Source organism: Enterobacter sp. JH25 (genome assembly GCF_021725435.1).
GTDB lineage: Bacteria > Pseudomonadota > Gammaproteobacteria > Enterobacterales > Enterobacteriaceae > Enterobacter > Enterobacter intestinihominis.
This window is the reverse complement of sequence record NZ_CP091319.1, coordinates 3,210,989-3,233,803: the sequence shown is the minus strand read 5'-3', so window position 1 is coordinate 3,233,803 and position 22,815 is coordinate 3,210,989. Positions and strand designations below refer to the sequence as shown.

Below are 22,815 nucleotides of genomic sequence, written 5' to 3'. Positions count from 1 at the left end.
TTCCTTGTACAAAACGGCTTAACGTTACTTTGCACAATCAGCATTGTGGCAATAGTGCAAAAGGTGCTGAAACGGTAAAGTTATTATGTGACGAAGATCGATAATCCATGGGCAGTCACCTTCTGGTCGTTGTTGTTATCACGCCTTGAATTTACAGTGTCCCAAAGATTTATTCTGACTTTAGCGGAGCAGTAGAAGAATGACAAAGTATGCTTTGGTAGGTGATGTTGGCGGCACCAATGCGCGCCTTGCCCTGTGCGATGTAAACAGCGGTGAAATTTCTCAGGCGAAAACCTATTCAGGGCTGGATTACCCAAGCCTGGAAGCGGTAGTTCGCGTCTATCTTGAAGAGCATAAAGTGAGCGTTGAAGACGGTTGTATCGCCATCGCCTGTCCGATCACCGGCGACTGGGTGGCGATGACCAACCACACGTGGGCCTTTTCAATTGCCGAAATGCGGAAAAACCTCGGTTTCTCGCACCTTGAAATTATCAACGATTTCACTGCGGTTTCCATGGCTATCCCAATGCTTAAACCTGAGCATCTGATTCAGTTCGGCGGTACGGCCCCGGTTGAAGGCAAACCCATTGCTGTTTACGGCGCCGGAACCGGTCTGGGGGTGGCGCACCTGGTTCACGTCGACAAACGCTGGGTCAGCCTGCCGGGTGAGGGCGGCCACGTGGATTTTGCGCCGAACAGCGAAGAAGAGGGCATTATTCTTGAGGAGCTACGCGCCGAGATTGGTCACGTGTCGGCCGAGCGCGTGCTTTCTGGTCCGGGTCTGGTGAACCTGTATCGGGCGATTGTAAAATCAGACGGTCGTCTGCCGGAAAATCTGCAGCCTAAAGATGTGACCGAACGCGCGCTGGCCGACAGTTGTATTGACTGCCGTCGTGCTTTGTCGTTGTTCTGCGTCATTATGGGGCGTTTCGGCGGCAACCTGGCCCTGAATCTCGGCACCTTTGGCGGGGTCTATATTGCGGGCGGGATCGTGCCGCGCTTCCTCGATTTCTTTACCGCCTCCGGTTTCCGTGGTGGCTTTGAAGACAAAGGCCGCTTCAAAAGTTACGTGCAGGACATTCCGGTTTACCTGATTGTCCACGACAATCCGGGCTTGCTTGGCTCCGGGGCGCATCTGCGTCAGGTACTTGGCCAGATCCTCTGACATCCGTCTCCCTCTCCTGCGGGAGAGGGAACGCGCTACAGGTGCATGAGCTGGCGGAACGCTTTCACTCTGCTGCGGCTTACCGGCACCTGAAAATCCAGATCCTTCAGACGCAAAATATAGGTGTTATTAAACCAGGGTTCGATCTCGCGGATCTTGTTCAGGTTGACGCAGAACGAGCGGTGGCAGCGGAAGAAGTGCGCTGCCGGGAGTTTGTTGCAAAATTCGGTGATGTTCATCGCCATTACGTAGGCCTCACGCCGCGTATAGACAAACGTCATTTTTTCGTGCGCTTCAGCATAGTAAATATCGTCGACAGGCGTGACGATGATCCGTTCGTCCTTGACCAGATTAATGGTGTCGTTTTCCCGCGCTACCGGACTGGCACTGGCGGGCAGCGACTGCTGCTGCCATGCGGCTTCCAGCTTATGCAGCATGCTGATAATACGCGACTCCTGATACGGCTTGAGAATATAGTCAAACGCCTCCAGCTCGAAGGCTTCCACGGCATGCTCTTTCCACGCGGTGACAAACACAATAAACGGCTTGTGGGCGAACTGATTGATATTTTGCGCCAGCAGAACGCCGTCCAGAGACGGAATATTAATATCGAGAAAAATCGCGTCGACCCGGTTATGCTGCAAAAATTTCAGCACGTCCAGGCCATCCTCAAAACAGCAAACAATCTCCATCTGGCTGTGGGTTTTGATAAGCCAGCTCAACTCCTGCTGAGCCAGAATTTCATCTTCTACGATGATGACTTTCATCTGTTACTCCGGCCTACGGCAACAAGGATATGGGGGCATTAACGGGCGTTCGTTCGTTCGGAACATAAAAAGCAATCTCGGTGCCCGGCTCAAGGCGGTGAATGTGCAGCCCGTCACCGTACAGCAGCTTGACCCGGTGGTGCACGTTCAGCAGCCCGATTTTATTTCCCGGCATTTCGTTTGATTCGACGCGCTCGATCACTTTTGGATCGATGCCGTGTCCGGTATCGCGCACGGCGATTCGCACGCGGTTACCGCTTTCCGTCACGCTAATCGTGACCACGCCTTTTCCTTTACACGGCTGAATGCCGTGAACAATGGCGTTTTCCACCAGCGGCTGGATCAGCAGGCTTGGGATCACGCAGTTGACCTCTTCATCAATATCGTAAATGACCGTCAGCTTATCGCCAAAGCGTGCCTGCTCAATCGCGATGTAATCCTTGATTTGATACAGCTCTTTTTTGATGTCGATCTGCTCGTCGTCTTTTAACTCAATGTTGTAGCGCAGATAGCGCGACAGATTAAAAATCAGCTGCCGCGCGGTATCCGGATTAAGACGAATGGAAGAGGAGATAGCGTTCAGCGCGTTAAACAGGAAATGGGGATTGATCTTGCTTTGCAGGGCACGCAGCTCTGCCTTATTTGCCATCTCGCGCAACTGCTCCGCACGCGAAACTTCGAGTTGGGTGGAGATGATCTGCGACAGGCCAATCGCCATCTCCTGGAGCGAGGAGGTGATTTGGTGCGCATGGCAGTAGTAAATTTTCAGCGTCCCCGTGACCACGCCTTTTTCCCACAGCGGGATCACCAGCATTGAGTGGATCTCTGGCGTCCGGTGGGCTTCATCATTGTTTTTAATGATGATTTTTCCGTAGTTAATCGCCTGTCTGGTGGTCGGGCTGATGGTATCGTCGCTGTCGCGATAATTGTGCTCACCGACGCCAACATAGGCCAGCACGTGGTCAATATTGGTGATGGCGACCGCATCGGCGTGAATATCCCGGCGGATGATATCGCAAACCTGACGTAAAGATTCGGTGTTAACGTGTCGGAAAAGCGGCAGCGTTTTGTTGGCAATATCCAGTGCCAGCTTCGCCTGACGCGCGGCGCTGGCCTCTTTTTCGCCTTCCACGCTTTGCACCAGCAGCACGATAAAGCCTATACAGACGCTCCCGAGGATCATCGGAATACCGATCTTCGAGACGATATCCAGCCCCAGCGCAGTGGTCGGTGCCCAGACGACGACCAGGATCATGGTCAGCGTTTCGCAGACCATCCCCGCGATAATCCCCGCACGCCAGTGCTGTTTTTTCGGGATTTTGCGGTTAATCCAGCCGGAGAGTACCCCGGCAATAATGCTGGTGATAAAGCAGGGGACTGCCGTCACGCCGCCAATATCAATCAGGTATCGATGGGTGCCGGCGATAATGCCTGTGATAATCCCGACCCAGGGACCAAAGAGGATCCCGCCCGACATGACGGCGATGATGCGCACGTTCACCAGCGAGCCTTCTACCGGCACGCCGGACCAGGTGCTGAACAGGGCAAACATCGAAAAGATAAACGTAACGGCCAGCAGCTCTTTTGGCGAGTGGGCAGATTTATGCAACAGTTCGCGAAACAAGCGGATGCGGATAAGGAAAAAGAGACAGATCAGCATTAATGCCGCGCGGTCGAACACCGCCAGGAGCATATTGAAGATTTCGTGCACGGTCAGGCCTGGGAAAACGGGAAAAATCTATGATAGAAAACATAGGGCCAGATGACCAGCTATCCATCAGATTTATCAAATGGGGAAAAACCATAATTCTCAAAGGGGATTGCTGGCTTTTGACTGAAAGTCGCTGCTTTTTCGTTTGTGGAGAAACGTCAGGTAACGATACTGAAAACATTGTGTTAAATCGCAGCGCTTAAAACTGCCTGATCACGATAAGAGTTCCGCTTTTCACTACAATCGCATTCCCGTTTTAGCGCAATATATTGTTTTGCCGTTATCCCCTCGACAGCGTCTTTTTCTTCAGGTTATTTTCTAAGCATGCCACACGGGTGGCAGCGTCGCTCGGACGGTCCGGGCGCTAACGTGACTCTGAGGAATCTATGGCTGAATTCAGTCCTGAACGCCGTTTTACGCGTATCGATCGTCTCCCCCCTTATGTTTTCAATATCACTGCTGAACTGAAAATGGCTGCGCGTCGGCGCGGTGAAGACATTATCGATTTCAGTATGGGTAACCCTGACGGCCCAACGCCGCCGCATATCGTTGAGAAACTCTGCACAGTTGCCCAGCGTCCCGATACCCATGGGTATTCAACCTCACGCGGCATTCCACGCTTGCGTCGGGCTATCTCCCGCTGGTATCAGGATCGTTATCAGGTGGATATCGACCCTGAAAGCGAAGCGATTGTGACCATTGGCTCCAAAGAGGGGCTGGGCCACCTGATGCTGGCGACGCTCGATCACGGCGATACCGTCCTGGTGCCGAATCCGAGCTACCCAATTCATATTTATGGGGCGGTGATTGCTGGCGCGCAGGTGCGTTCTGTTCCACTGGTGGAAGGCGTCGACTTCTTCAACGAGCTGGAACGGGCGATTCGTGAAAGCTATCCGAAGCCGAAAATGATGATCCTCGGTTTCCCGTCCAACCCAACGGCACAATGCGTCGAACTCGAATTCTTTGAGAAAGTGGTCGCGCTGGCTAAGCGTTACGACGTGCTGGTGGTACACGATCTCGCCTATGCTGATATCGTTTATGATGGCTGGAAAGCGCCGTCAATTATGCAGGTACCGGGTGCCCGTGATGTGGCGGTTGAGTTTTTCACCCTGTCGAAAAGCTACAACATGGCGGGCTGGCGAATTGGATTTATGGTGGGAAACAAAACGCTGGTGAGCGCCCTGGCGCGTATTAAAAGTTACCATGACTATGGTACGTTTACGCCATTGCAGGTCGCGGCCATCGCGGCGCTGGAAGGGGATCAGCAGTGCGTGCTTGATATTGCCGCCCAGTACAAGCGCCGCCGTGATGTGCTGGTAAAAGGGCTTCACGAAGCGGGCTGGATGGTTGAAATGCCTAAAGCTTCCATGTACGTCTGGGCGAAAATCCCCGAGCCGTATGCGGCGATGGGATCTCTGGAATTTGCCAAAAAACTGCTTCAGGACGCGAAGGTTTGCGTTTCTCCAGGCATTGGCTTTGGTGACTACGGTGACACGCATGTGCGTTTCGCGCTGATCGAAAACAGCGACCGTATCCGTCAGGCTGTGCGGGGGATTAAAAGCATGTTCCGCGCGGATGGCCTGCTTGCAGTTAAGAGCGTCGTGGAACAACCCGAGTCGTAACGGACACCAAAAAAACAGGCGCCAACGGCGCCTGTTTTTTTGACTGCATTTTCTTAACTAGATCATCAGAGCAAACGTTCCGGCCCAAACTAAAACAATAACCGAAATGCCCATAAAGAAATATTTCACGTTTCATCGCTCCGCGTATCTTCCGGTACGCATTAAAAAAACAGAGTCCAACTGAGTATAGAGAGTTGAAATCATGCGAAAGGGGAAATCGGAATTATCCCGTTACGTCGCTAACTTCAGCTCTGAATTCTGTGCTTTCCTGTCGCCAGACGGCGCTAATGTACGCCTAAATTTCAGGAGTGACAAGAGGCATTTTTTTAAATAATTTCCGATACTTACGAGTGTCGTGGAACGGCGACAGTTTGATTTCGGTACGCAATAAATGCCTGTTGAGCGACGGTCGAAAAAAGCCGTTACGCACTGCGATTACAGGTGCTTGAAAAGGTTAGTTTCTTAGCGAAACTAACCTTCGAAAGGGGTTAGATATAAAGCGAGGCTTCGCCCAGAGGGCGGGTTTTAAAGCGGCGGTGCATCCACAGATACTGCTCAGGTGCTCGCATAATCTCAAACTCAATCACCTTATTGATAAAGGTCGCGGCTTCACTCTCATCCTCAGGATAGTTCGCCATCTCCGGTGAGATATGCAGACGATAGCCTGACTTATCCGCTTTTCTGACCATGGTCACCGTTAACATCGAGGCGCCAGAGAGACGTGAAATCACAAAGGTACCGTTCGTCGTAGCGACATCTTTAACCGCAAAGAAAGGGGCAAAGCTGCTGCCTTTAGGGCCGTAGTCCTGGTCCGGGGCAAACCAGACGGCTTCACCTTTTTTCAGGGCGCCAACCATACCGCGCAGATTGTTACGGCTGATCATCGCCTTATTTGAACGCATGCGGCCCCGCGTTTGTACCCATTCCATCAGTGCGCTGTTATGCGGGCGATAGGTTGCCATCATCGGCTGACAAAGACCCATAACGCGGCCGCCCAGCTCAAGCGACATAAAATGCACACCCACAACCATCACGCCGCGTTTTTGCATCTGGGCATGTTTGAGGTTATCCAGACCTTCAACGTCAAACCATTTACGGACACGCTCGTCTGGCCAGAACCAGGCCATACCGGTTTCAAGCAGCGCCATACCGATAGATTTAAAGTTTTCAGCGATCAGCGTTTCACGCTGCTGCGCGTTGTAATGCGGAAAGCAAAGTTCAAGATTTTTTCGGGCAATGGACTCGCGACGCTTAAGAAAGTGACGCGATGCGCTGCCGAGCTTCGAACCCAGGAAGCGAATCACGGGATAAGGAAGCTGGACCAGCAGCCAAAGTACGCCAAGGCCGAACCATGTAAACCAGTAGCGCGGGTGCAGAAACGCCCGCTGAAATTTGGATTGAGACAAAATAGTGGAACCTTTGTAAAGCCTGTGAAGGTAGCGCAGACTTCGCGATACCACGTGCCATTGAGACCGTAGGACGAGGTCATGGTTGCAGGCTTTACCGTTCTTTACGACGTTGCCTGGCCATTGCTGACTTGGGTGGGCGGCTTAATGTAGCACCGTTATACATTATGAGCTATTACTCGTTTTTGCTTAAAAAAGCGGCAATTGCGAAGCGGATTGATAAATCAGGCATTATAGTGGGAAATTAAAAGTGTCCCCTGCAGGAATCGAACCTGCAACTAGCCCTTAGGAGGGGCTCGTTATATCCATTTAACTAAGGGGACGAAGCGGCAAGAGTATAGCGTTATTTACACTTCTCGTTAAGCGCATTGCCGCCTGACTGGTCAAAGAGTCACCGTTCACGCCGATTTTTCGGCAGTTTTATCCTTTTTTTCCTGAGCCTTAAGTTCGGCCTTACGCTTGTTGGACATGTCGTTACGGATTTGCGCATGGCTCAGCAGTGCAAAGATAAAGGTTCCGCCACAAATGTTGCCTGCGAGAGTAGGCAGGGCGAACGGCCAGAAAAAGTCGCTCCAGTGGAGTGTGCCGTTAAATACCAGATAAAGGATTTCAACGGTCCCGACAACAATGTGCGTGGTATCGGCGAGTGCGATAAGCCAGGTCATCAGGATAATCACCACGATTTTCGCGCTGCCCGCTGACGGGAACATCCAGACCATAGTGGCGATGATCCAGCCGGAGATAATGGCATTAGAGAACATTTCAACCGGCGTATTTTTCATTACGTCCATGCCAATCTTCACGAATGCGTCGCGGGTCGGTTCATCAAAGATTGGCATATACTCGAAGGCCCAGGCTGCAACGCCCGTACCGATCAGGTTCCCCAGCAGCACGACGCTCCAGAGGCGCATCAGTAAACCAAAATTACCAAGGGTCGGATTTTGCATGACGGGCAGTACGGCAGTGACGGTGTTCTCCGTGAAAAGCTGCTGTCGCGCCATAATGACGATAATAAAGCCGAACGTGTAGCCTAAATTCTCCAGCAAAAAACCGCCCGGCACGCCTTCCAGTTGAACGTGAAATATACCTTTGGCGAGCAGAGAGGCACCCATCGACAGACCGGCTGCGATGGCCGACCACAGCAGGGCCATTGCGTCACGCTCCATCTCCTTTTCGCCATCCTGGCGAATATGCTCATGAATGGCCATGGCACGCGACGGCAGGCGATCCTCATCGACTTCTATCTCTTCTCCCCGGTCTTTCTCCTCACTTTCAATCTCATGTTCCTCATTGTTCTCGCCAATTTTTTCTTCGTTAATATCTTTCATAACTGCTCCTTCGGGGTAATCGCTCATTTAAGCGTAGCGGCTTTTGGCGCCTTGCCCGTGGGGAAGCTCTTAAATTGCTGAAAATGGCAATAAAGGTGAGACATCTCTTTCAAAGCCAATATAAAATTGCCAGCGAAACGAATTCTTAAAGACAGGCTATGCTGAAATTAGCGTGATGACGCGAGCGGGTCGTCATTGTCCTCGTAGACATCGGTAAGCGTGCTGTTACAATCACTTGCACGTTTCAGGCGGAGCCTCACAGGATCCGTCACAGATGGCATTCAACGATAGCCATATTGAACAGGGAGAAATATATGAAGCTTCGGCTGTCGGCGCTTGCGCTGGGCGTAACGATGCTTGTGGGCTGCGCCAGCTCTGGCGAGCAAACGGGACGCTCCGATCCTCTCGAAGGATTTAACCGTTCAATGTACAACTTTAACTATAATGTGCTGGATCCATATCTGGTTCGTCCGGTTGCCGTGGCATGGCGTGACTACGTTCCGCAGCCAGCGCGTAACGGGCTGAGCAACTTTACCAGTAACCTGGAAGAGCCAGCGGTGATGGTGAACTACTTCCTCCAGGGCGACCCGTATCAGGGGATGGTGCATTTCACCCGTTTCTTCCTGAACTCTCTGCTGGGTATGGGCGGCTTAATAGATGTCGCAGGCATGGCGAACCCGAAATTACAGCGTGAACAGCCGCATCGTTTCGGCAGCACACTGGGGCATTATGGCGTAGGTTATGGGCCGTATGTGCACCTGCCATTCTACGGCAGCTTTACCGTGCGTGATGATGGCGGCGATATGGTGGATACGCTGTATCCGGTGCTGTCATGGCTCACCTGGCCGCTGTCGATTGGTAAATGGACCGTGGAAGGTATTGAAACGCGTGCGCAACTGCTGGACTCTGACGGTCTGCTGCGTCAGTCTTCCGATCCGTACATCATGGTCCGCGAGGCCTATTTCCAGAACCATGACTTTATTGCCAACGGCGGTAAGCTGAAGCCGGAAGATAATCCGAACGCGAAAGCCATCGAGAACGAATTAAAAGATATCGATTCGGAATAAATAAAAAAGGTGAGCGATGCTCACCTTTTTTAATCGTGTTGGGATTAGAACGCGTAGTTGAAGTTGGTACCAAACAGCCAGGCTTTACCTTCAGAGGTAAACTCGTAAGGGCCTTCCTGGAAGGTCACTTTCTGTCCATGCATGTACGACACGCCCGCGTCGATAGAGGCATTCTCGTTGAACGCGTAGGTTGCCCCCGCACTTACCCAGAAACGGTCCTGATCCGGAATGGAGATAGAACGCTTATCTGCCGGTACCGGACTGTCATCAAATGCCACGCCGGTACGGAACGTCCAGTTGTCATCCATATAATAGGTCGTACCAAGTGCGATACGGTAAGCATCGTGGAAGCTTTCGTCTTTATAGAACAGCGTCTGGCCGTTGCTGCCGGTGGCTTTCAGCTCCTGGAACTGGCTCCAGCTGGTATACGCGAGGCTATAGTGAATAGCCCACTGCGGCGCAACGCGGTTATAACCTGACACTTCCCACATTTCTGGCAGATGCAGTGACAGTGAACCCGGTACGGTTTGATTCGAGGTACCCCATGGAATGGTGGTGCCTGCGCCCGGTACCATACCGTTGACTGGGCTCAGGATGCCGCTTTTGTAATCGCCATCGAAGTCAATCTTCACTTCTGAGCGGTAGGTCAGACCCCAGCGGTTGTTTTTATCCAGTTCATACAGGATACCGGCGTTCCAGCCGTAACCCCACTCGTCACCTTTCAGGCTGGCAATTTTATTGCTGTTTTTCGGCAGCGCAGCAGTTTGCTCCCCGGAATAACGCTCGATTTTTGCATCAGCGTAGACAGCATCAAAGCCCAGACCAAAGCTCCAGTTATCGTTCAGACGATATGCGCCGCTCAGGTTAAGGTTCAGGGTCGTCAGGTCGGTTTTACCGCCGTATTCCCCGGCCGGGTAGTTGTTATTGAACTCCGTTGCCAGGCCATAGTTAGAGGTGACAGAGGCACCCCAACCAAACTGTTCATTGATTGGCGCAACAAAGTGCAGGTTAGGCACCCACGCCGTTGGTGCAATGTTATCCGCCTTCAGATCTGCGCCGGTATACTGAGATTTGCCAGAAATGTTGACATCAGGATCGATGTAAACCGCACCGGCAGAGAAGGTAGGGCGATCAAACATCATGATAAGCGCCGGGTTACGGCTTGCGTTGCCTGCGTCATCGGCAATCGCACCTTCCCCGGAATACGCACGGCCAAGGCCAGAGGAAGAAAATTCGTTTAACTGGAAGCCCGCTGACCAGGCGGACGTTGAGACGATTGCCACTGCAACTGCTAAAGCAGTTTGTTTGAACAGGGTTTTCTGGCTCATGACCATAACCTCATTGAGTTATTTTTATTCAATAATTGTTACATACCGTAACAGGAGCGCGAAGTGTAGGGTCTGAGGTATGACATACAAATCAGACCAGTGGCGAGAGTATAGGTCTGACCAGCTGGGATGTTGCAAGTTTGTTTATTAATATTTTCAAACATGTTTCATGAAACGAGATCTGGTTGGCAAAATTGTGACCAGTACGATTCATCCGAAAAGGTGAATTTTGTTTTAGATCATTTTTTAGTGTGATATTGCTCACTTATCCGGTTTTGCGCCATTAACGGCTGGAGGGGGCTCGTCCGGGGGCGTAAAATAGTCGCATCGTGTTTATCTCGCGCGCTGCGCGAATACAGAGGAAATTGAGCTATGAGTAAATGCAGTGCTGATGAAACCCCGGTTTGCTGCTGTATGGATGTTGGCACCATTATGGACAACACCGATTGCACCGCCTCTTACAGCCGCGTATTCCCTAACCGCGCTGAAGCGGAAGAGACGCTGGCCGCGCTGAGCAAGCGTGCGCGTGAAGTCGAATCCGATCCATGTGAAATCAAATCTACCTTTACGGAAGTAGAAGGCGGCGTGCAGCTGGATATCGACTTTGTGTTCGCCTGCGAGGCAGAAACGCTGATCTTCCAGCTGGGCCTGCGTTAATTCCTGCGGTCTGGTGCCCTCACCCCAACCCTCTCCCACGGGAGAGGGCGCAAACACTAAAAACGGTAACCCACGGGTTACCGTTTTGCTTTTACCCTGGGCATTTTCTTTTTCTTCTCTGTGCCTTAGCTCGCAATTTTTCGCTTCCCCGATTGGCTCAATGTAAAAAAATAGTTAAGACTATTATCAGGTCAGACCACTTAACGTGCGCGCAAAATTTTTTTACAGGGGAGTGTTATGAGTCAGGCATTACCGCTTATCACCCGACACGGTGACCGCATTGCCATTGTCAGCGGGTTACGTACGCCGTTTGCACGTCAGGCAACCGCGTTTCACGGTATACCGGCTGTCGATCTGGGAAAAATGGTGGTGGGGGAGATGCTGGCTCGCAGCGAGATCCCGCCAGAGGTTATTGAGCAACTGGTTTTCGGCCAGGTGGTGCAGATGCCGGAAGCACCCAATATCGCGCGTGAAATCGTGCTGGGTACCGGCATGAATGTTCATACCGACGCCTACAGCGTCAGCCGCGCCTGCGCTACCAGTTTCCAGGCGGTGGCGAACGTGGCGGAAAGCCTGATGGCGGGGACCATTCGCGCGGGAATTGCCGGCGGCGCTGATTCCTCCTCCGTGCTGCCCATCGGCGTCAGCAAACAGCTGGCCCGCATTCTGGTGGATGCCAACAAAGCTCGCACTACCGGTGCAAAGCTTAAACTCTTCTCGCGTTTACGCCTGCGCGACCTCATGCCCGTGCCACCTGCCGTTGCTGAATACTCCACCGGCCTGCGCATGGGCGATACAGCCGAGCAGATGGCAAAAACCTATGGTATTACCCGCGAACAGCAGGATGCGCTGGCGCATCGCTCGCATCAGCTGGCAGCGAAAGCCTGGTCGGAGGGCAAACTGACCAACGAAGTGATGACCGCCTATGTACCGCCTTACCGGGAACCGCTCGCGGAAGATAACAACGTTCGCGGCACCTCAACGCTGGCAGATTACGCAAAACTGCGACCGGCCTTTGACCGTAAACATGGCACCGTTACGGCGGCCAACAGTACGCCGCTGACGGACGGTGCCGCCGCCGTGATCCTGATGACGGAATCCCGGGCGAAAGAGCTGGGCATCACACCGCTGGGCTATTTGCGCAGCTATGCCTTTACCGCCATCGATGTCTGGCAGGACATGCTGCTCGGACCGGCCTGGTCCACGCCGCTGGCGCTGGAGCGCGCGGGGCTAACGCTCTCCGATCTCACGCTAATTGATATGCACGAAGCCTTTGCCGCACAAACGCTGGCAAACGTGCAGCTTATGGCGAGCGAACGTTTTGCCCGCGACGTGCTGGGCCGCGCACATGCCACAGGCGAAGTGGATCAAAGTAAATTCAATGTGCTGGGTGGCTCCATTGCTTACGGTCATCCGTTTGCAGCGACCGGGGCGAGAATGATCACCCAGACGTTGCACGAACTGCGTCGCCGTGGCGGCGGCTTTGGTCTCGTCACCGCCTGTGCGGCGGGCGGCTTGGGCGCAGCAATGGTTCTGGAGGCTGAATAATGGAAACGACATCTGCATTTAACCTTGCTGTTCGCCTTGATAACGTGGCCGTTATCACCATTGATGTGCCCGACGAAAAAATGAATACCCTGAAGGCGGAGTTCGGCGTTCAGGTGCGTGCGATGCTCAGACAGATCCGCGAAAACAAAGCGATACGTGGCCTGGTATTTATCTCGGCAAAGCCGGATAACTTTATTGCCGGGGCCGATATCAACATGATTGCCCGGGCGACAAGCGCTCAGGAAGCAGAAGATCTGGCGCGTCAGGGGCAGCAGGTGATGGCGGAGATCCATGCGCTGTCGATACCCGTTGTCGCTGCGATCCACGGGGCTTGCCTGGGCGGCGGGCTTGAGCTGGCGCTGGCCTGCCACAATCGCATTTGTACCGACGATGCGAAAACCGTACTCGGACTGCCTGAAGTACAGCTTGGATTGCTGCCCGGTTCAGGTGGCACGCAGCGCTTGCCGCGGCTGGTGGGCGTCAGTACTGCGCTGGAGATGATTTTAACCGGTAAACAGCTGCGCGCCCGTCAGGCGTTAAAGGCGGGTCTGGTTGATGAGGTCGTTCCGCACGCAATCTTGCTTGAGGCTGCCGTTGAGCGGGCGCTGAAAGGTCGTCAGGCGAAACGCCCCCTGCCGGTGCGTGAGCGTATCCTCGCCGGGCCGCTGGGGCGCACGCTGCTGTTTAATATGGTGGGTAAAAAAACCGAGCAAAAAACCAGAGGGAACTATCCGGCAGCGACGCGCATTCTGAAGGTGATTGAAACCGGTTTATCGCAGGGCAGCAGCAGCGGTTATGCCGCGGAAGCGAAAGCGTTTGGCGAGCTGGCGATGACGCCGCAGTCGCAGGCGTTGCGCGGCATTTTCTTTGCCAGCACGGAGGTTAAAAAAGATCCGGGCAGTGAAGCTGAACCGGCTCCGCTGCGCGCCGTTGGGGTTCTGGGTGGTGGGCTGATGGGCGGCGGCATCGCGTTTGTCACCGCCAGCAAAGGCAAATTGCCCGTACGTATCAAAGATATCAATCCTAAGGGCATCAACCACGCGTTGCAGTACAGCTGGCAGAACCTTGATCGCAAAGTGAAACGCCGCCATATCAAGGCCAGCGATCGCGATAAAACCCTCGCGATGATCACTGGCGCCACCGACTACAGTGGGTTTGCACACCGCGATCTGGTGATTGAAGCCGTGTTCGAAGATCTGGCCCTTAAGCAGCAGATGGTAGCGGACGTTGAACAGCATTGCGCGCCGCACACCATTTTCGCGTCAAACACCTCGTCTTTGCCGATCGGCGACATCGCGGCGAAAGCCATGCGCCCGGAGCAGGTGATAGGGCTGCACTATTTCAGTCCTGTCGAAAAAATGCCGCTGGTGGAGGTTATCCCTCATGCCACAACCAGCCCGCAAACTATTGCCACCGTGGTGAAGCTGGCGAAAAAACAGGGCAAAACTCCTGTTGTGATCGCGGACAAAGCCGGCTTCTACGTCAACCGCATTCTGGCACCATATATTAACGAAGCGATGCGGTTGCTGACGGAAGGGGAGAAAATTGAGCACGTCGATGACGCCCTGGTGAAGTTTGGTTTCCCCGTCGGCCCAATCCAACTTTTGGATGAGGTAGGAATTGATACGGGGACTAAAATTATCCCTGTGCTGGAAGCGGCTTATGGCGATCGTTTTGCGCCGCCTGCAAACTTTGTTTCCGCAATTTTGAAGGACGATCGCAAAGGCAGAAAAAATGAACGCGGTTTCTATCTTTACGCCGCGAAAGGGCGTAAAAGCAAGAAACAGGTCGACCCTTCGGTTTATGCGCTTATTCCTGTCACGGGTCAGGGAAAACTGTCGGCGGTTCAGTGTGCTGAGCGCTGCGTGATGATGATGCTCAATGAAGCGGCGCGCTGCTTTGGTGAGCAGGTGATCAAAAGCGCGCGCGACGGCGACATCGGTGCCGTGTTTGGTATCGGTTTTCCGCCATTCCTTGGCGGCCCGTTCCGGTATATGGATACCCTCGGGGCGGGTGAAGTGGTTGCGATCCTGCAACGTCTGGCCTCGCAATACGGTCCACGGTTTACACCTTGTGACGAATTATTGCAGATGGCGGAACGGGGTCAGACATTCTGGCCCGCAAGGGAAACTGATTGCGTAAACTGAAGTCAAAGAAGGGTAAATCCTGAGGTGATGGAACCTGTTCTGGCGAAATTGTAAACAGAGATTGACTATACTTACGCCATTGAGGTAAAAAACAGCGTTTCATTCACCGAATGGATCAGGCACAATGCCCGGCCATCGGGTTTTCTACCTCAGAGCATTAATCGCGGGTAGTTAACGCCGGTGATTCTGGTTAACAAAAGCGGTGCAATATGCAAGTTTTTATCATGCGTCACGGCGACGCGGCACTCGATGCCGCCAGTGACTCAGTACGTCCTTTAACCGTCTGTGGCTGCGACGAATCCCGTCAGATGGCGACATGGCTTAAAGGTCAAAAAGTGGACATTGAACGCGTTCTGGTGAGTCCGTTCCTGCGGGCAGAACAGACGCTGGATGTGGTAGGGGAGTGTATGAACCTGCCATCCAGTGTGGATGTTCTCCCTGAACTCACGCCGTGTGGCGATGTTGGCCTTGTCAGTGCTTACCTTCAGGCGCTGTGCAACGAAGGTGTCGCTTCCGCACTGGTCATTTCCCACCTGCCGCTGGTCGGCTATCTGGTATCTGAGCTGTGCCCGGGCGAAACGCCGCCGATGTTCACAACGTCCGCCATTGCCAACGTCACCCTCGACGAAACCGGCAAAGGGGTCTTTAACTGGCAAATGAGTCCATGCAACCTGAAGATGGCTAAAGCCATCTGACGTGACGTGCGATATGGCGGGGTGCCGCGTGCCTCCCGCCATCCTGTCAGGGCAACTCTGGCGGCTGCCACTCCTCCACCTCAATCAATACCAGCAATGCGGCATCTCCGCCGTACTCTTTCGGTGCCTGATGAAAAGCCATCACGTGTGGATGCTGAGCCAGCCACAGCGGCGTCTGTTGTTTGAGAATATGTTTGCCGTGACCGTGCATCACGCAGGCGCAAAAAACATGCTCGCGTCGGCACGCCGCGATCAACGCCCCCAGCTCCTGCTTCGCCTGCATCTGGGTCAACCCATGCAGATCGAGGAACAGCTCCGGCGAGTAATCTCCCCGGCGTAATTTTTTCAGTTCAAAATGGCTGACGTCTTCGCGCACGTATTTCACCGCGCCCTGCGTATTTAGCAGCGGCTGAAACTCATCTGAAAAATAGTGGCTGTTATCGGCCTGCTCCTGAAGCAACCGTTTGACCGGAACCTCGCTGATTTTTTTACGCTGTGGGCGATGGACAATGGTGTCGTGCGTGATTTTACGCGTCCCGGTCATCAGCTGGCGGAAGAGAGCCTGATCCTCCTCGCTGAGCGATGTTTTCTTTTTCATTCGTCATTCTCATCTCGTATTTCCGATAGTGTACCCGACTAAACGCATTTTTTAACCTCAAGCGACACGCGTCATTGCTGATTTATCGCCGTCTTCATGGCAAACTAGCCGCCGAAAATTATGCGAGCATGCCCTGGAGGAAAGAGTGGATAAAATTTTTGTCGATGAAGCAGTAAACGAGCTGCATACCATACAGGACATGTTGCGCTGGTCGGTTAGCCGCTTCAGCGCCGCCAATATCTGGTACGGACACGGCACCGATAACCCGTGGGATGAGGCCGTCCAGCTGGTGCTGCCGTCACTCTACCTGCCGCTGGATATTCCGGAAGACATGCGCACCGCGCGCCTGACCTCCAGTGAAAAACACCGCATCGTTGAGCGCGTGATCCGTCGCGTGAACGAGCGTATTCCGGTGGCTTACCTGACCAACAAAGCCTGGTTCTGCGGCCATGAGTTCTATGTTGATGAGCGTGTGCTGGTGCCACGTTCGCCGATTGGCGAGCTGATCAACAACCACTTTGACGGCCTGATTAACCATCAGCCGCAGCATATTCTTGATATGTGCACCGGCAGCGGCTGCATCGCGATTGCCTGCGCGTACGCCTTCCCGGAAGCGGAAGTGGACGCCGTCGATATCTCCACCGACGCGCTGGCCGTCACCGAGCACAACATTGAAGAGCACGGCCTGATCCATCACGTCACGCCTATCCGCTCTGACCTGTTCCGCGACCTGCCGACGCTGCAATACGACCTGATCGTCACCAATCCACCGTACGTGGATGCCGAAGACATGTCCGATCTGCCGAACGAGTACCGTCACGAGCCGGAGCTGGGCCTGGCGTCAGGCTCTGACGGGCTGAAGCTGACCCGCCGCATCCTGGCCTGCGCGCCGGATTATCTGACCGACGATGGCGTTCTGATTTGTGAAGTGGGTAACAGCATGGTACATCTGATAGAGCAGTACCCGGATGTGCCGTTCACCTGGCTTGAGTTCGACAACGGCGGTGACGGCGTCTTTATGCTGACCAAAACGCAACTGCTTGATGCACGCGAATACTTCAGCATTTACAAAGATTAATCCAGCGGGCTTCGGCCCGTTTCACAACGCTCAAACACAAACAACAACATCGGAGCCGTGATGGCAGGAAACAGTATTGGACAGGTATTCCGTGTGACCACCTTTGGCGAGTCGCACGGTCTGGCACTGGGTTGTATCGTTGATGGCGTCCCGCCAGGCATCGAACTGACCGAAGCCGATTTACAGCATGACCTTGACCGTCGTCGTCCGGGTACCTCTCGCTACACCACGCAGCGTCGCGAGCCGGACCAGGTCAAAATTCTCTCCGGCGTTTTTGAAGGCCGTACCACCGGGACCAGCATTGGTCTGCTGATTGAAAACACCGATCAGCGCTCCCAGGACTACGGCGCGATTAAAGACGTCTTCCGTCCGGGCCACGCCGACTATACCTACGAACAAAAATATGGCTTTCGCGACTATCGCGGCGGCGGACGTTCTTCCGCGCGTGAAACCGCGATGCGCGTGGCGGCAGGTGCGATTGCCAAAAAATATCTCCAGCAGAAATTCGGCATCGTTATCCGCGGCTGTCTGACCCAGATGGGCGACATTCCGCTGGCAATCAAAGACTGGGATCAGGTAGAACTTAACCCGTTCTTCTGCGCCGATGCCGACAAGCTGGACGCGCTGGACGAGCTGATGCGTGGCCTGAAAAAAGAGGGCGACTCCATTGGTGCGAAAGTCACCGTGGTGGCCGACGGTGTGCCGGCTGGCTGGGGCGAGCCGGTATTTGACCGCCTCGACGCTGACATCGCCCACGCGCTGATGAGCATCAACGCGGTGAAAGGCGTTGAAATCGGCGACGGTTTTGACGTGGTTAAGCTTCGCGGCAGCCAGAACCGCGACGAAATCACGAAGGCGGGTTTCCAGAGCAACCATGCGGGCGGCATTCTGGGCGGCATCAGCAGCGGGCAGCAAATTATTGCCAATATCGCGCTGAAGCCAACGTCCAGCATTACCGTGCCGGGCCACACGATTAACCGTTCAGGCGATGAAGTAGAGATGATCACCAAAGGACGGCACGATCCATGCGTGGGGATCCGCGCGGTACCGATCGCAGAAGCGATGCTGGCGATCGTGCTGATGGATCACTTCCTGCGCCAGCGCGCGCAGAATGCGGATGTGTCGACCACCATTCCACGCTGGTAACTATGAAAAAAACCGCAATCGCTCTGCTGGCGCTGCTGGCCAGTGGAGCAAGCCTGGCCGCCACGCCGTGGCAGAAAATCACCCACCCGGTAGCGGGAAGCGCGCAGTCCATTGGCGCTTTCTCCAACGGGTGTATCGTCGGCGCGCAGGAACTTCCGCTGCAGTCGGACACCTATCAGGTGATGCGCACCGACCAGCGCCGTTACTTCGGCCATCCTGACCTGGTGCTGTTTATTCAGCGTCTTGGCAACCAGGTGCATAACCTGGGGCTGGGGACGATGCTGATTGGCGATATGGGGATGCCTGCAGGTGGTCGCTTCAACGGCGGTCACGCCAGCCACCAGACCGGACTGGATGTGGACATCTTCCTGCAACTGCCGAAAACGCGCTGGAGCTCAGCGCAGCTGCTGAAACCGCAGGCGCTGGATCTGGTCTCGGCCGACGGTAAACGGGTCGTGGCCTCGCGCTGGTCGCCGGAAATTTCCAGCATGATTAAGCTGGCGGCAGAGGATAACGACGTCACACGGATCTTTGTTAACCCGGCCATCAAGCAGCAGCTTTGCCTGGATGCGGGAACGGATCGCGACTGGCTGCGTAAAGTGCGCCCGTGGTTCCAGCACCGGGCGCATATGCATGTTCGCCTGCGCTGCCCGGCGAACAGCCTGGAATGTGAAGATCAGCCGCTGCCACCGCCTGGCGATGGTTGTGGTTACGAACTGCAAAGCTGGTTTGAACCGGCCAAGCCTGGAACCTCTAAGCCTGAGAAGAAGACACCGCCTCCGTTGCCGCCTTCCTGCCAGGCGCTACTGGATGAGCATGTACTTTAATGGATAATTTCGTCGATCTGTTTATGGTGTCACCGCTGCTGCTGGCGGTGCTCTTTTTTGTTGCGATGTTAGCCGGATTTATCGATGCCCTGGCGGGCGGTGGCGGGTTGCTCACCGTTCCGGCGCTGCTGGCGGCAGGCATGAGCCCTGCCCAGGCGCTTGCCACCAACAAACTCCAGGCATGCGGCGGTTCGCTCTCCTCATCGCTCTACTTTGTTCGGCGCAAAGTGGTGAATCTTGCCGATCAGAAGCTCAATATCCTGATGACGTTTATTGGCTCGACGGCGGGCGCGCTGCTGGTCCAGCACGTACAGTCCGACATTCTGCGCCAGATCCTGCCGATTCTGGTTATCTGTATTGGCCTCTATTTCTTACTGATGCCAAAGCTCGGCGAGGAAGACCGGGCGCGGCGACTGCACGGCCTGCCGTTTGCGCTGATTGCCGGTGGCTGCGTCGGTTTTTACGACGGCTTCTTTGGTCCGGGAGCAGGCTCGTTTTACGCGCTGGCATTCGTGACGCTGGCCGGGTTCAACCTCGCCAAATCCACCGCCCACGCCAAAGTCCTCAACGCAACCTCCAACGTTGGCGGTCTGCTGCTGTTTATCATTGGCGGCAAGGTTATCTGGGCTACCGGATTTGTGATGATGGCGGGGCAGTTTTTGGGCGCGCGCGCAGGCTCGCGTCTGGTATTAAGCAAAGGGCAAAAGCTGATCCGCCCGATGATTGTTGTCGTCTCGGCGGTGATGAGCGCCAAACTTCTTTATGACAGCCATGGACAGGAGATCCTCACCTGGTTGGGGATGAACTAATGAACAGTACGCATAAATACGAACAGCTGATTGAGATCTTCGACAGCTGTTTTGCTGATGATTTTAATACCCGTCTGATTAAAGGCGACGACGAACCGATCTATCTTCCTGCTGATGACCAGGTTCCATACAACCGCATCGTCTTTGCCCACGGCTTTTACGCCAGCGGTTTGCACGAGATTTCGCACTGGTGCATCGCGGGGAAAGCGCGTCGCGAGCTGGTGGACTTTGGTTACTGGTACTGCCCGGACGGGCGCGACGCCGCCACCCAAGGGCAGTTCGAAGATGTGGAGGTGAAACCGCAGGCGCTGGAGTGGCTGTTCTGCGTGGCGGCGGGTTTCCCGTTCAACGTCAGCTGTGACAACCTTGAAGGCGACTTCGAGCCAGACCGTATCGTCTTCCAGCGCCGCGTGCATGCGCAGGTGATGGAATATCTTGAGAAAGGCATCCCGGAACGTCCGGCACGCCTGATCGAGGCTTTACAAAATTATTACCATACGCCGGAGATCACGGCGGAATGCTTCCCGTGGCCGGAAGATTTATAACAGAGGAAAGAAGATGATCGCAGAATTTGAATCACGCATTCTGGCGTTAATTGATGACATGGTGGAACACGCCAGCGATGATGAGCTGTTCGCCAGCGGTTATCTGCGTGGTCACCTGACGCTGGCGGTAGCCGCGCTGGAAGCCGGGGACGATCACTCTGCCGACGCCGTTCACGCGGAAGTTACTCGCAGCCTTGAAAAAGCCATTCTGGCCGGGGAACTGTCTCCACGCGACCAGTCTTTAGTGCTGGGCATGTGGGACAATTTGTTCCAGCAGGCTAAACGCTAAGTTGCCGCCTTCTCTTCCCTCTCCCTTTTGGGGAGAGGGCCAGGGTGAGGGCACCAGACCGCACCCTACTTAACCCTTTTCCCCTTCAGCAATTTCCGCACCCACAGTCGGTTCGGATTAAGCCCCGCGAGCGTAACCCTGTCCAGCGGAACCGGCTCATCGCTCATTTGCGCGGCTAGCACTTCAGCCAGCAATGGCGCGGAGCATAATCCCCGCGAGCCTAAGCCACCCAACATAAACAGTTCCGGATAAACGGGCGCACTTACCGCCGTTTCTTTGTTGTCTGTAAGATCCTGATAGACTTCAAGCGTGGCGTCATAGTCCGGCACGTTTCCCGCCATCGGCAGGTGATCGCGGGTCGCGCAGCGTACGCCGCAGCGCGCCTGACCCTCACTGACATCAACCTCTTTCGCCCACGACGCATTCGGGAAACAGTCGAGCAGGCGCTGGCGGTTTTGCTGCTGATCCGCTTCGCTGTACTGAATATCTGTTTCACCGCGATGATAGCTGGCACCGATGCAGTGATGGCCGTTGGACGGATTTTGCGGCGTCGCGTAGCCGTCGTAACACAGCACCTGACGCAGTTTGCTCAGTTCGGGCGCGGTCGGGATATGGCTCACCTGGCCGCCGACTGGATAAACCGGCAATGACGCTGTCTGGGTAAACTGAGTGATGTGATGTCCGTTGGCCAGCACAACGCTGGCATGCTGCGACGCTTTGCCGTCAGCAAAACGCAGTTCCCAGTGCGCAGTGCGGCTTAGCGATTGAACCTTATGGGCATAATGCACTGTCAACCCACGCGACTGCCCGAGGGCTATCGCCGCAGAAGTCAGTTCAGCCGGACATAGCCAGCCGCCGAGTGGATACTGAATTCCGCCGCAGCCGGTGTCGACGCCAGCGGTCTCAGCAACCTGCTGAGCCGTCACTGCATGGGCGATGGTTTCCGGCAGCCCCAGCGACAGCATTTGGGTGATTTTCTGTTGGCTCTTCTCATCCCAGCCCAACTGCGTCACACCGCACCAGTCGTGGTCGAACGCAACCGGCAGGCTATCGTAAAGGCGACGAGCAAACGTAAACGCAGCCGGGAAGAACTGGAACAGTGCGGGATCGTGTGAACTTAATAAGGGATAAAGCGCGCCCTGACGGTTGCCTGATGCACCCATCGCCGGTGCCTCGTCAGCGCAGTAGAGCGTCACCTGCCAGCCACGGTGCAGCAGCGCCAGTGAGAGCAGGGCGCTGGCAATACCTCCGCCCACAATGGCGACCTCACGCGACGCACTGGGGCGGCGAGCAAACCAGGGTGCCTGTGCCGGGATCGCCAGATCCTGCTCCATCACCCCCACCAGCATGTCGCGTTTGCGGCCAAAGCCTTTGGTTTTCCGCATGGTAAACCCCGCCTCCTGCAACCCACGGCGGACAAAGCCCGCCGAGGTGAAGGTGGCAAGCGTCGCGCCCGGGCGTGCCAGACGTGCCATTGCGCTGAACAGGTGCGGACTCCACATGTCAGGGTTTTTGGCGGGCGCAAAACCGTCCAGGAACCAGGCGTCCACTTTCTGATGCATTGAGTCATCGAGCTTATCGGTCAGGTCGTTAATGTCGCCAAGCCACAGGTCGAGCGTGACGCGTCCGTCGTCCAGAATCAGACGATGACAGCCGCCGATAGCCGGTGGCCACTGGGCCTGAAGCTGTTCCGCCCAGTGGGCAAGCTCCGGCCAGCGCTGATGGGCAAGCCGCAGATCGTGCGCGGTAAGCGGAAATTTTTCGAAACTGATGAAATGTAATCTTTGTAAGGTAGCCTCGGGGTGTGCAGCGCGAAACTGGTCGAAGGCCTGCCAGAGGGTCAAAAAATTCAGCCCGGTGCCGAAACCGCTCTCCGCGACGACAAACAGGCTGCGCGGATGCTCAGGGAAGCGGGTGCTGAGATGATTTCCTTCGAGGAAGACATAGCGCGTCTCTTCCAGTCCGTTATCATTAGAAAAGTAGACGTCATCAAAATCTCGGGAAACAGGTGTACCCTCAGCGTTGAATTCGAGGTTGGCAGGTTGTATGGCGTTTTGTTTCACGTAAGTTACTCGTCCGACA

Annotated in this window: 21 protein-coding genes and 1 tRNA gene; 13 read left to right on the top strand and 9 right to left on the bottom strand. The window is 54.8% G+C overall.

The features are described from left to right. Positions 1-199 precede the first annotated feature (199 nt). Positions 200-1,165 (top strand): glucokinase, encoded by a 966-nt coding sequence (gene glk, locus L2Y28_RS15530; RefSeq protein WP_022648928.1) that lies wholly within the window; start codon positions 200-202, stop codon positions 1,163-1,165. A gap of 35 nt (positions 1,166-1,200) precedes the next feature. On the opposite strand, the gene L2Y28_RS15525 is transcribed toward glk, so the two are convergent. Then, positions 1,201-1,932 (bottom strand): LytTR family DNA-binding domain-containing protein, encoded by a 732-nt coding sequence (locus L2Y28_RS15525; protein ID WP_022648927.1) that lies wholly within the window; start codon positions 1,930-1,932, stop codon positions 1,201-1,203. Positions 1,933-1,945: 13 nt separating this feature from the next. After that, a complete protein-coding gene (locus tag L2Y28_RS15520; protein ID WP_022648926.1) occupies positions 1,946-3,643 on the bottom strand; it encodes a sensor histidine kinase in 1,698 nt (565 codons plus the stop codon). A 386-nt stretch (positions 3,644-4,029) separates the two neighbouring features. Here L2Y28_RS15520 and alaC point away from each other — a divergent pair, with 386 nt between their 5' ends. Then, the gene (gene alaC / locus L2Y28_RS15515; RefSeq protein WP_022648925.1) at positions 4,030-5,265 is read left to right on the top strand and encodes an alanine transaminase; all 1,236 of its coding nucleotides are present in this window, start codon (positions 4,030-4,032) and stop codon (positions 5,263-5,265) included. A gap of 57 nt (positions 5,266-5,322) precedes the next feature. Here the strand turns inward: alaC and ypdK are convergent, their stop codons facing one another. From ypdK to L2Y28_RS15495, 4 genes are all read right to left on the bottom strand, one after another. Further along, complete coding sequence (ypdK, locus tag L2Y28_RS15510; RefSeq protein ID WP_099458937.1) at positions 5,323-5,394, bottom strand: membrane protein YpdK; 72 nt, start codon at positions 5,392-5,394, stop codon at positions 5,323-5,325. Positions 5,395-5,753: 359 nt separating this feature from the next. Next, entirely contained in the window at positions 5,754-6,674 is a 921-nt protein-coding gene (lpxP, locus tag L2Y28_RS15505; protein WP_168713920.1) for a kdo(2)-lipid IV(A) palmitoleoyltransferase, read from the bottom strand. 248 nt (positions 6,675-6,922) lie between these two features. Continuing rightward, positions 6,923-6,994, bottom strand: a tRNA-Arg gene (locus L2Y28_RS15500). Between the two features lie 75 nt (positions 6,995-7,069). Continuing rightward, positions 7,070-7,999, bottom strand: coding sequence for a formate/nitrite transporter family protein (locus tag L2Y28_RS15495; protein ID WP_022648872.1), 930 nt, complete (start codon positions 7,997-7,999; stop codon positions 7,070-7,072). A gap of 314 nt (positions 8,000-8,313) precedes the next feature. Between L2Y28_RS15495 and mlaA the strand changes: the two genes are divergently transcribed. Further along, positions 8,314-9,066, top strand: a complete 753-nt coding sequence (mlaA, locus tag L2Y28_RS15490; RefSeq protein ID WP_022648871.1) for a phospholipid-binding lipoprotein MlaA — start codon at positions 8,314-8,316, stop codon at positions 9,064-9,066. Between the two features lie 44 nt (positions 9,067-9,110). Here the strand turns inward: mlaA and fadL are convergent, their stop codons facing one another. Then, positions 9,111-10,394, bottom strand: a complete 1,284-nt coding sequence (gene fadL / locus L2Y28_RS15485; RefSeq protein WP_022648870.1) for a long-chain fatty acid transporter FadL — start codon at positions 10,392-10,394, stop codon at positions 9,111-9,113. A 372-nt stretch (positions 10,395-10,766) separates the two neighbouring features. Here fadL and L2Y28_RS15480 point away from each other — a divergent pair, with 372 nt between their 5' ends. The 4 genes from L2Y28_RS15480 to sixA all read left to right on the top strand — a co-directional run bounded on the left by L2Y28_RS15480 (position 10,767) and on the right by sixA (position 15,441). Beyond that, positions 10,767-11,051, top strand: a complete 285-nt coding sequence (locus L2Y28_RS15480; RefSeq protein ID WP_022648869.1) for a YfcZ/YiiS family protein — start codon at positions 10,767-10,769, stop codon at positions 11,049-11,051. Between the two features lie 237 nt (positions 11,052-11,288). Continuing rightward, positions 11,289-12,599: an acetyl-CoA C-acyltransferase FadI gene (gene fadI, locus L2Y28_RS15475; RefSeq protein ID WP_022648868.1), complete on the top strand. Its 1,311-nt coding sequence runs from the start codon at positions 11,289-11,291 to the stop codon at positions 12,597-12,599. Further along, the gene (gene fadJ / locus L2Y28_RS15470) at positions 12,599-14,746 is read left to right on the top strand and encodes a fatty acid oxidation complex subunit alpha FadJ (protein WP_022648867.1); all 2,148 of its coding nucleotides are present in this window, start codon (positions 12,599-12,601) and stop codon (positions 14,744-14,746) included. The genes fadI and fadJ overlap by 1 nt, the downstream gene beginning before the upstream one ends. A gap of 209 nt (positions 14,747-14,955) precedes the next feature. After that, the gene (sixA, locus tag L2Y28_RS15465; protein WP_003861375.1) at positions 14,956-15,441 is read left to right on the top strand and encodes a phosphohistidine phosphatase SixA; all 486 of its coding nucleotides are present in this window, start codon (positions 14,956-14,958) and stop codon (positions 15,439-15,441) included. A 46-nt stretch (positions 15,442-15,487) separates the two neighbouring features. Here sixA and smrB read toward each other — a convergent pair whose 3' ends face one another. After that, positions 15,488-16,039, bottom strand: a complete 552-nt coding sequence (gene smrB, locus L2Y28_RS15460) for an endonuclease SmrB (protein WP_022648866.1) — start codon at positions 16,037-16,039, stop codon at positions 15,488-15,490. 145 nt (positions 16,040-16,184) lie between these two features. Between smrB and prmB the strand changes: the two genes are divergently transcribed. The 6 genes from prmB to L2Y28_RS15430 are packed head-to-tail and all read left to right on the top strand — an operon-like array spanning position 16,185 to position 20,733. Beyond that, on the top strand, positions 16,185-17,117 hold the full coding sequence (prmB, locus tag L2Y28_RS15455; protein ID WP_022648865.1) for a 50S ribosomal protein L3 N(5)-glutamine methyltransferase: 933 nt from the start codon (positions 16,185-16,187) through the stop codon (positions 17,115-17,117). A 60-nt stretch (positions 17,118-17,177) separates the two neighbouring features. Next, entirely contained in the window at positions 17,178-18,263 is a 1,086-nt protein-coding gene (gene aroC, locus L2Y28_RS15450; protein WP_022648864.1) for a chorismate synthase, read from the top strand. A gap of 2 nt (positions 18,264-18,265) precedes the next feature. After that, positions 18,266-19,090, top strand: coding sequence for a penicillin-insensitive murein endopeptidase (gene mepA, locus L2Y28_RS15445; RefSeq protein ID WP_003861385.1), 825 nt, complete (start codon positions 18,266-18,268; stop codon positions 19,088-19,090). Next, positions 19,090-19,899, top strand: a complete 810-nt coding sequence (locus L2Y28_RS15440; RefSeq protein WP_022648863.1) for a sulfite exporter TauE/SafE family protein — start codon at positions 19,090-19,092, stop codon at positions 19,897-19,899. Before mepA ends, L2Y28_RS15440 begins: the two co-directional genes overlap by 1 nt. Then, the gene (locus L2Y28_RS15435; protein WP_022648862.1) at positions 19,899-20,444 is read left to right on the top strand and encodes an elongation factor P hydroxylase; all 546 of its coding nucleotides are present in this window, start codon (positions 19,899-19,901) and stop codon (positions 20,442-20,444) included. Before L2Y28_RS15440 ends, L2Y28_RS15435 begins: the two co-directional genes overlap by 1 nt. 13 nt (positions 20,445-20,457) lie before the next feature. After that, entirely contained in the window at positions 20,458-20,733 is a 276-nt protein-coding gene (locus L2Y28_RS15430) for a YfcL family protein (RefSeq protein WP_022648861.1), read from the top strand. A 65-nt stretch (positions 20,734-20,798) separates the two neighbouring features. On the opposite strand, the gene mnmC is transcribed toward L2Y28_RS15430, so the two are convergent. Continuing rightward, the gene (gene mnmC, locus L2Y28_RS15425; protein WP_022648860.1) at positions 20,799-22,796 is read right to left on the bottom strand and encodes a bifunctional tRNA (5-methylaminomethyl-2-thiouridine)(34)-methyltransferase MnmD/FAD-dependent 5-carboxymethylaminomethyl-2-thiouridine(34) oxidoreductase MnmC; all 1,998 of its coding nucleotides are present in this window, start codon (positions 22,794-22,796) and stop codon (positions 20,799-20,801) included. Positions 22,797-22,815: the final 19 nt, after the last annotated feature.